The organism is Lysobacter xanthus, assembly GCF_047159895.1.
Window position 1 is genome coordinate 23,379 of record NZ_BAAGAB020000028.1, and the last position, 9,260, is coordinate 32,638.

Genomic DNA, 9,260 nt, shown 5'->3' on the forward strand with positions numbered 1-9,260 from the left:
CGAATTCTACGGGCACGTGAGCGCCGCGACAAGGGGCTGTGAATCGAGGAAGGCCGAGGCATGCGCCGCCGCTAAACTGTGAGGATCGATCCGCCCCCCGGGGAATCCGCTTGATCAAGCCACGCACGCCGGCCGGAGTGCTCGAACTCCTGCCGCCCGACCAGATCGCCTTCCAGCGGATGCTCGACGTCATCCGCCGCAATTTCGAGCGTTTCGGTTTCCTGCCGGTGGAGACGCCGGTGATGGAGCTGTCCGACGTGCTGCTGACCAAGTCCGGCGGCGAAACGGAGCGCCAGGTCTATTTCGTCCAGTCCACGGGCGCGCTGGAGAAGGCGGGCGAGGGCCTGCCGGAGATGGCGCTGCGCTTCGACCTCACGGTGCCGCTTGCGCGTTACGTCGCCGAGCACGAGCACGACCTCGCGTTCCCGTTCCGTCGCTACCAGATGCAGCGCGTCTACCGCGGCGAGCGCCAGCAGCGCGGCCGCTTCCGCGAGTTCTACCAGTGCGACATCGACGTGATCGGCAAGGACGCGCTGAGCGTGCGCTTCGACGCGGAGCTGCCGGCTGCGATCCATGCGGTCTTCTCCGAGCTGGACATCGGTGCGTTCACCATCCAGCTCAACAACCGCAAGCTGATGCGGGGCTTCTTCGAGCAGCAGGGTGTGGTCGACCCGCAGGTGCAGGCGCTCGTGCTGCGCGAGGTCGACAAGCTCGACAAGCGCGGTGCGGAGTACGTGCGCGAAACGCTGACGGGCGAGGGATTCGCGCTGTCGCCCGACGCCGTGTCCCGCATCCTCGAATTCGTGGAAGTGCGGTCGACCTCGCATGCGGATGCGATCGCCGTGCTCGGCCGGCTGGGCGCGGGCGAGGGCAACGAGGCGCTTACGCAGGGCATTGCCGAGTTGCGCGAGGTGCTGGAGCTCGTGCGTGCGATGGGTGTGCCGGAGACCGCGTACGCGCTGAACCTGTCGATCGCGCGCGGCCTCGATTACTACACCGGGACGGTCTACGAGACCACGCTCAACGACTATCCGCAGATCGGCTCGATCTGCTCGGGCGGCCGCTACGAGAACCTCGCGAGCCACTACACCAAGTCCAAGCTGCCCGGCGTCGGCATCTCCATCGGCCTGACGCGGCTGTTCTGGCAGCTGCGCGAGGCGGGCCTGCTGGGTCCGGCCGACAGCACCGTGCAGGTGCTGGTGACCCAGATGGACGCCGCGCACCTGCCGCAGTGCCTCGCCGTTGCCGCCGAACTGCGCCACGCCGGCTTCAATACGGAAGTGGTGATGGAGGCGTCGAAGATCGCGAAGCAGTTCCGCTACGCCGACCGCGCGGGCATCCGCTTCGTGGTGGTGATGGGCGAGGACGAGATCGCCGCCAACACCGTCACCGTCAAGGATCTTCGGCGCGAGGACCAGTTCCAGGTCGCGCGTGCAGAGCTCGCATCGACGCTGCGCGTCGAGCTGGCGCAGCCGCTGGTGCGCGCATGAAGCCGGTGCATCTGGACGGCCGTTCGCTGACGCGTGCGCAGGTGCTCGCGGTCGCGTATGGCGCGCCGGTCGAACTCGACGAGGCGCGGCTGCCCGCCGTCGCACGGGCCGCGGACTTCCTCGCCGAGCAGGTGCGTCGCGAGGAGCCGATCTACGGTGTTTCCACCGGTTTCGGCAGCAATGCCGATCGCCTGCTGGGCTCGTACCGCCTCCGCAACGGCGCCGGCGCGGACGCCGACAATCCGCACGAGTCGCTGCACGCGGAACTGCAGCGCAACCTGATCGTCACGCATGCGGTGTGCGTCGGCGAGCCGTTCGCACCCGAAGTCGTGCGCGCGATGCTGTGCATCCGCATCAACACGCTGATGCGCGGTCATTCCGGCATCCGCGTGGAAACGCTGCGCGCGCTGGCGTCGATGCTCAACGCCGGCATTGTGCCGGTGGTGCCGCAGCTCGGCTCGGTCGGCGCGAGCGGCGACCTCGCGCCGCTGTCGCACCTCGCGATCGTCCTGCTCGGCGGTGGCGAAGCCTTCCTCGGTGGCGAGCGCCTGCCGGGCGCCGAGGCGCTCGCCCGCGCCGGACTGCAGCCCGTCGTGCTGTCCTACAAGGAAGGCCTTGCCCTCAACAACGGCACCGCGCAGATGCTCGCCACCGGCGTGCTCGCGCTCGCGAAACTCGAAGAGCTCGCCGACACGGCGGACCTGGCCGCGGCGATGACGATCGATGCCTTCGCCGGCCGGCTCGGTGCGTTCAAGCCCGAAGTGCACGACCTGCGTCCGCATCCCGGCCAGGTGCAAGTGGCCGCGCATCTTCGCCAGTTGCTCGACGGCTCGACGCTCGCCGACATTCCCTACCACCTCGTGCCGCGCTTCCGACCGTGGCTGCCCGACTGCTGGACGACCGAGGAAGCGCGCGAGCTGCGTTTCGACATCGGCTGGGACTGGGTGCCGCTGACGCAGCGCCACGGCCGCGAGAAGTTCTACACGCGCTTCCGTCCTTTCCGGGGGGGCAAGAAGCACCAGCCGCAGGACAGCTATTCGCTGCGTTGCGTGCCGCAGGTGCACGGGGCCGTGCGCGATGCCCTCGCGCAGGCCGCGCGCGTGCTCGACATCGAACTGAATTCGCTGACCGACAACCCGATCATCTTCCCCGACGCGCAGGCCGAGCACGTCGAGGAGCAGGTCGTCTCCGCCGGTCACTTCCACGGCATGCCGCTCGCGCTGGCGATGAGCTACGTGAAGGCCGCCATCCCGGTGCTGGCGAGCATCTCCGAGCGCCGACTGAACAAGCTGCTCGATCCCGCGACCAACGACGGCCTGCCGGGCTTCCTCATCGGCAACGAGGACGCCACCGAATCGGGCTTCATGATCGTGCAGTACACGGCCGCCGCGATCGTCAACGACCTCGCCAGCCGCGCGATGCCCACGTCCGTCTACTCCATCCCCACCAGCGCGAACGCCGAGGACCATGTCTCCATGGGCGCCAACGAGGCGCGCCACGTGCTCGCCATGGCCGACGACCTCGGCAAGGTGCTGGGGCTCGAGCTGTACACCGCGGCGCAGGCGCTCGACCTGCGCCGCGACATGATCAACGCCGCGCGCGCGCTGGCGCGGGCGTGCCCGGCGGAGGAGCTGGCCGCCAAGGTCGCGGGCGCGCCCGCGCCGACGCACGAGGCGTTCGATCCCTTCATGAGCGAGGTATCCGGCCTGCGCGACGAGCTGGCCGGTGCGGACGAGTTCCGTCCCGGCGCCGCGGTCGGCGCGGCGCATGCCGTGGTGCGCGAAACGATCCCGTTCATGGGCTTCGACCGCGCGATGGACGGGGACGTCCGGGCCGCGGTGCGCCTGGTGCAGGAAGGCCGCGTGCTCGCTGCGGCGCGCGAGGCGGTGCACCGGGGCGTCTCCGCCGGCTGACGGCGCCAGCTCCCGCGTGACCCGACGGGCCGGATCGAATCCGGCCCGTTTTTTTTGGGGCCGTCCACCCGACCGCGCAACCCGCTGCAACCCGCGGCCTCCACGCCGCAGGTCTGAACGGCCGGGCCGGTCGACGCTTGACCGCCCGCGTCCGCCGCTTTAACGTATTAGCACGTTAATACATGGCGACCGCCCATGAAACGCCGACCGCCGCTCGACGATGCCGAAAAGCAGCTGTCCCTCGAGGTGCTCGCCGATGCCTTCGCGGCATTGCGCGATCCGTCGGACGTCCTGGCCTTCCTGGAAGACCTGTGCACGCCCGCCGAGCTCGAGGCGATGGCCGACCGCTGGCGTGTCGTGCCGTACCTGATGGATCGCGTGCCCTACCGCGAGATCCACGACGAGACGAAGGTCAGCGTCACCACCATCGGCCGCGTCGCCCGAACCCTCGAGCACGGCGCCGGCGGCTACCGCGCCGCGGCCCGTCGCGTCGCCCGCAAACCCCGGAAAGAACTTTCATGACCGTCTCCGTCGAACCCCGCGACCGCCTGCGCATCGCGATCCAGAAATCCGGCCGCCTGGCCGACCCCGCGCGCGCGTTGCTGGGCTCCTGCGGGCTGAGCTGGCGCGAGAGCCGCGACCGCCTGTTCTGCTACGGCGAGGCGCTGCCGATCGATCTACTGCTCGTGCGCGACGACGACATCCCGGGCCTCATCGCCGATGGGGTCTGCGACCTCGGCATCGTCGGGCGCAACGTGCTGCAGGAGCAGGACTGCGAGCGTCGCCGCGGTGGCGCACCCGATGCGTTCCGCGAACTGCGCGCGCTCGGCTTCGGCGGCTGCCGCCTCGCGCTCGCGGTGCCCGACGGCTGGTCGTGGACCGGCCCGGCGCAGCTGGCCGGCACCCGCATCGCGACGAGCTATCCGGCGCTGCTGCGCCAGTGGCTCGACAGCGAAGGCCTTGATGCCGACGTGGTGACGCTGTCGGGCTCGGTCGAGATCGCGCCCCGGCTCGGGCAGGCCGACCTCGTCTGCGACCTCGTGTCGAGCGGTGCGACGCTCGCGGCCAACCAGCTCAAGCCGGTGGCGACGCTGCTCGAGAGCGAGGCGGTGCTCGCCGGACCGGCGTCCGAATTCGAAGGCGAGCGCGCGTTGCTGGCCGAACTGCTTCTGCGCCGCCTCGACGGCGCGCTGCGCACCCGCCACAGCCGGCTGCTGATGTTCCAGGCCGAGCGGAAGGCGATCCCGGGCCTGCTGCCGCTGCTGCCCGATGCCGAGGCGCCGACGGTGCTGCAGGTGGATGGCGTCGACCGCCTCGCACTGCAGGCGCTTTGCCACGGCCGACTGACCTGGCAACGCCTCGAGGACCTCAAGCGCGCAGGTGCGCAGGGGCTGATGGTGCTGCCCGTCGAGAGCATGCTGGCATGAGGACGGTGGACTGGTCCGCGCTGGACGCGGACGCGCGCGCCGAGCTGCTGCGGCGCCCCGCGCAGCGTGTAGCGGAGGAGGTCACGGCGGGCGTCGCGACGCTGATCGCCGAGGTTCGCGCGCACGGCGACGCGGCGGTTCGCGCGCTGACCTCGCGCTTCGACGGCGTCGAACTCGCGCGTTTCGAGGTCGACGGCACCGCCTTCTGCGAGGCCAATGCAGTGCTGCCCGCCGCGCTCAAGCGCGCGATCGACGAGGCCGCCGGGCGGATCCGCGCCTTCCACGAGGCGACGATGGCCGCACCGGTCGTCGTCGATACCGCGCCGGGCGTGCGCTGCGAACGCATGCTTCGGCCGATCCGACGCGTCGGCCTGTACGTGCCGGCGGGCTCCGCGCCGCTGCCGTCCACGGCATTGATGCTCGGCGTGCCCGCCGCGCTCGCCGGCTGCCCCGAAACCGTGCTGTGCACGCCGCCGCGTGCGGACGGCACGGCCGATCCCGCGGTGCTGTACGCGGCGCGCGCCTGCGGCATCAGGCGCGTGTTCGCCGTCGGCGGTGTGCAGGCGATCGCCGCGATGGCGTTCGGCACGGGCTCCATCCCCAAGTGCGACAAGCTCTTCGGACCGGGCAACGGCTGGGTCACCGAAGCCAAGCGCCAGGTCTCGATGACCGACGGCGGCGCGGCGATCGACATGCCGGCCGGCCCGTCCGAAGTCCTCGTCATCGCGGACGGTGGCGCGAACGCGGCGTTCGTCGCGTCCGACCTGCTGTCGCAGGCGGAGCACGGCGGCGACTCTCAGGTACTGCTGGTGAGCGACGATGCGGCATTGCTCGATGCGGTCGCCGTCGAGATCGAACGCCAGCTCGCCACGCTGCCGCGCGCCGACATCGCGCGCCGCGCACTCGCGTCCTCGCGCCTGATCCGCGTCGACACGCTGGACGCCGCGTTCGACGTCAGCAATGCGTACGCGCCGGAGCACCTGATCCTCGCGCTGCGCGAGCCGCGCCGCTGGCTGCCGCGCATCGAGGCGGCGGGTTCGATCTTCCTCGGCGACTGGGCGCCCGAAGCGCTCGGCGACTACTGCAGCGGCACCAACCACGTGCTGCCCACCGGTGGCGCCGCGCGCTTCACGGGCGGCTTGTCGGTGGCGAGCTTCCAGACGTCGATCACCGTGCAGGAAGTGAGCCGCGACGGCATTGCCGCGATCGGTCCCTGCGCCGTCGAGCTCGCCTCCGCCGAAGGGCTGGGCGCGCACGGGCGTGCGGTGTCCATCCGGCTGGAGGCGATCGCATGAGCCTGCTCGATCTCGTGCGTCCCGACCTTCGCGATTTCGGCGGGTACCGCTCCGCCCGCAGTGATCGCTTGCAGGGCGAAGTCTGGCTCAACGCCAACGAGTCGCCGTGGGGCAACGTGGCGGATGGCGCGGGCGCGTCGCGTCGCTATCCCGACCCCCAGCCCGAGCCGTTGCGCCGCGCACTCGCCGATCTGTACGGCTGCCGGCCCGAGCAGCTGCTCGCGGGCCGCGGCAGCGACGAGGCGATCGACCTGCTCGTGCGTGCGCTGTGCATGCCGGGGCAGGGCGCCATCGTGGTCACGCCGCCCACGTTCGGCATGTATGCCGTGAGTGCCCGCCTGCACGGCGTCCGGGTGGTCGAGGCGCCGCTGGCCGACACCGGCCGGGCGTTCCGGTGCGACATCGACGCGGTCGGCAACGCGGCGGAATCGGCGGGCGCGCGCCTGGTCTTCCTGTGCTCGCCGGGCAATCCCACCGGGGGCGTCGTTCCGCTGGACGACGTGGTCCGCCTCGCGAAGCGGCTCGACGGCCGCGCGGTCGTCGTGGTGGACGAGGCGTACCAGGAATTCGCCGGCCTGCCGTCGGCCCTCGGGCTGATCGAGAGCCAGTCGAACATCGTCGTGCTGCGCACGCTGTCGAAGGCGCATGCGCTGGCCGGCGTGCGCCTCGGGGTGGCGATCGGCGACGCGGGACTCATTGCGGTGCTTCGCCGCTGCCAGGCCCCGTACCCGCTTCCGGTGCCCTGCATCGACGTCGCGCTGCAGGCGCTCTCCGCCGCTGCGCTGGAGCGCACCAAGGGCAACGTCGAGGTGCTGGTGCGTGAGCGCTCGCGCCTGGCCACCGCGCTGACCGCGGCGCCGGGCGTCCGTGCCGTCTATCCGTCGGACGCGAATTTCCTGCTGGTGCGCTTCGACGATCCGCAGGCCGCGTTCGACCGCCTGCTCGACGCCGGCGTCGTGGTGCGCGACGTGCGTGCGCAGCCGGGCCTCGGCGACGGGCTGCGCATCACGGTCGGGGCGCCGGACGAGAACGACCGCGTGATCGCGGTGCTTGCCGCGACCGAGGAGGCCGCATGAGCCGTCCGATCCTCTTCGTCGATCGCGACGGCACGCTGATCGAAGAGCCCGAGAACTTCCAGATCGACAGCTACGCCAAGCTGCGTTTCGTCGAGGGCGTGATCCCCGCGATGCTGCGCCTGCGCGACGCCGGCTACGACTTCGTGATCGTGTCGAACCAGGACGGCCTCGGCACGGAGGCGTATCCGCAGGAGACCTTCGACGGCCCGCATCAGCTGATGATGCAGGTGTTCGAAAGCCAGGGCATCGTCTTCCGCGACGTCCTGATCGATACAAGCTTCCCCTCCGACAACGCGCCCACGCGCAAGCCGCAGCTCGGCCTGGTGATGCCGTACCTCAAGGATCGCTCGATCGACTGGTCGCGCTCGGCGATGGTCGGCGACCGCCCCACCGACGTGCAGTTCGCCGAGAACCTCGACATCCGCGCGTTCCAGCTGCGCACGCCGCAGTTCGGCGGCACGTGGGACTGGGCCGGGATCGCGCACGCGCTCGCCGATGCCCCGCGCGTCGCGCACGTGGAGCGCAGCACGAAGGAGACCCGCATCGTCGTCGACGTGGACCTCGATCGCGTGGCCGAGCCGCACGTGCGCACCGGGCTCGGCTTCTACGACCACATGCTGGAACAGCTCGGCAAGCACGGGGGCTTCGCGCTGTCGCTGACCTGCGAGGGCGACCTGCACATCGACGAGCACCACACCATCGAGGACTGCGCGCTCGCGCTGGGCCAGGCGCTGCGCTCGGCGCTCGGCGACAAGCGCGGGATCGGCCGCTACGGCTTCGACACGATCGACGCCGCCGATGCGCCGGAGGGCACGTCGCGGTTCGGTTTCAGCCTGCCGATGGACGAGGCGCTGGCCAGCGTCGCCCTCGATTTCTCCGGCCGTCCGTATTTCGTCTTCGACGGCGAGTTCCGCCGCGAGCGTGTCGGCGACCTGCCCACCGAGCTGGTCCCGCACGTCTTCCGCTCGCTGTGCGAGACCGCGGGCCTCAACCTGCACCTGCGCGTGCGCGGCGACAACGACCACCACAAGGTCGAGGCCTGCTTCAAGGCGGTGGCGCGTGCGCTGCGGCAGGCCATCGCGCGCGAAGGCCGCGAGCTTCCGTCGACGAAGGGCGCGCTCTGATGGACGTCGTGCTCATCGACGCCGGCGGCGCCAACATCGGATCGGTCCGCTACGCGTTCGAGCGCTTGGGCGTGGCCGCGCGCTTCAGCGCCGACGCCGGCGAAATCGCGGCGGCGGACCGTGTCGTGCTGCCCGGCGTAGGCGCCGCGGCCACCGGCATGGCGCGGCTGCGCGAGCTCGGGCTGGTCGACGTGGTGCGCGGCCTCCGCCAACCCCTCCTGGGCGTCTGCCTCGGCATGCAGCTGCTGTTCGAGTCCTCCGAGGAAGGCGCTACCGAGTGCCTGGGCCTCCTGCCGGGCCGCGTGCGCCGCCTCGCGGGCGGGCCCGGCCTTCGCGTGCCGCACATGGGGTGGAACACGCTCGAGCCGCTTCGCGACGACGCGCTGCTCGGGCGCCTCGCGCCCGGCGACAGCGCCTACTTCGTGCACGGCTATGCGGCGCCGGTGAGCGACGACACTCTCGCGGCCTGCACCCATGGCGAGCGCTTCGCGGCCGTCGTCCGCCGCGGCAACCTCATGGGCGCGCAGTTCCACCCCGAGCGCTCGGCGACCGCCGGTGCGCGACTGCTCGAGAATTTCCTGAAGGTGCCCGCATGAGTTTCACCGTTTATCCCGCGATCGACGTGCGCGAAGGTCGCGTCGTGCGATTGCGCCAGGGCGATTACGCGCAGGAGACGCGCTATTCCGACGATCCGCTCGCGGTCGCCGAGCGCTACGCCGCGGCTGGTGCGCGGTGGTTGCACCTCGTCGACCTCGACGCCGCGCGCGATGGCGGGTACTCCATCGGTGCGCTGCTCGCCCGCATCCGCGAGGCGACCGGGTTGCGCGTGCAGACCGGCGGTGGCGTGCGCTCCGAGGCCGATGTCGACTTCTCCGCTGGGCGCTCTTCGCGATCGCCGGTCTGGTTGTCCTCGGCCTCATCGGGGCCGGCGCGCT

General features: G+C 71.1%; 9 protein-coding genes. All 9 read left to right on the plus strand.

Features of this window, described 5'->3' with window-relative positions:
- Positions 1 to 110: 110 nt before the first annotated feature.
- A complete protein-coding gene (hisS, locus tag ACY35P_RS08815) occupies positions 111 to 1,490 on the plus strand; it encodes a histidine--tRNA ligase (protein WP_462115458.1) in 1,380 nt (459 codons plus the stop codon).
- The gene (locus tag ACY35P_RS08820; RefSeq protein WP_462115459.1) at positions 1,487 to 3,403 is read left to right on the plus strand and encodes an HAL/PAL/TAL family ammonia-lyase; all 1,917 of its coding nucleotides are present in this window, start codon (positions 1,487 to 1,489) and stop codon (positions 3,401 to 3,403) included. Before hisS ends, ACY35P_RS08820 begins: the two co-directional genes overlap by 4 nt.
- 195 nt (positions 3,404 to 3,598) lie before the next feature.
- Complete coding sequence (locus tag ACY35P_RS08825; protein WP_462115460.1) at positions 3,599 to 3,925, plus strand: YerC/YecD family TrpR-related protein; 327 nt, start codon at positions 3,599 to 3,601, stop codon at positions 3,923 to 3,925.
- On the plus strand, positions 3,922 to 4,830 hold the full coding sequence (hisG, locus tag ACY35P_RS08830) for an ATP phosphoribosyltransferase (RefSeq protein WP_462115461.1): 909 nt from the start codon (positions 3,922 to 3,924) through the stop codon (positions 4,828 to 4,830). The genes ACY35P_RS08825 and hisG overlap by 4 nt, the downstream gene beginning before the upstream one ends.
- The gene (hisD, locus tag ACY35P_RS08835) at positions 4,827 to 6,125 is read left to right on the plus strand and encodes a histidinol dehydrogenase (protein WP_462115462.1); all 1,299 of its coding nucleotides are present in this window, start codon (positions 4,827 to 4,829) and stop codon (positions 6,123 to 6,125) included. The genes hisG and hisD overlap by 4 nt, the downstream gene beginning before the upstream one ends.
- Positions 6,122 to 7,201, plus strand: coding sequence for a histidinol-phosphate transaminase (hisC, locus tag ACY35P_RS08840; RefSeq protein ID WP_462115463.1), 1,080 nt, complete (start codon positions 6,122 to 6,124; stop codon positions 7,199 to 7,201). Before hisD ends, hisC begins: the two co-directional genes overlap by 4 nt.
- Positions 7,198 to 8,325, plus strand: coding sequence for a bifunctional histidinol-phosphatase/imidazoleglycerol-phosphate dehydratase HisB (gene hisB / locus ACY35P_RS08845; protein WP_462115464.1), 1,128 nt, complete (start codon positions 7,198 to 7,200; stop codon positions 8,323 to 8,325). The genes hisC and hisB overlap by 4 nt, the downstream gene beginning before the upstream one ends.
- A complete protein-coding gene (gene hisH, locus ACY35P_RS08850) occupies positions 8,325 to 8,921 on the plus strand; it encodes an imidazole glycerol phosphate synthase subunit HisH (RefSeq protein ID WP_462115465.1) in 597 nt (198 codons plus the stop codon). The genes hisB and hisH overlap by 1 nt, the downstream gene beginning before the upstream one ends.
- Positions 8,918 to 9,260 (plus strand): 1-(5-phosphoribosyl)-5-[(5-phosphoribosylamino)methylideneamino]imidazole-4-carboxamide isomerase (locus tag ACY35P_RS08855; protein ID WP_462115466.1); only part of this gene is annotated, 343 nt, incomplete at its 3' end. The genes hisH and ACY35P_RS08855, both read left to right, overlap by 4 nt.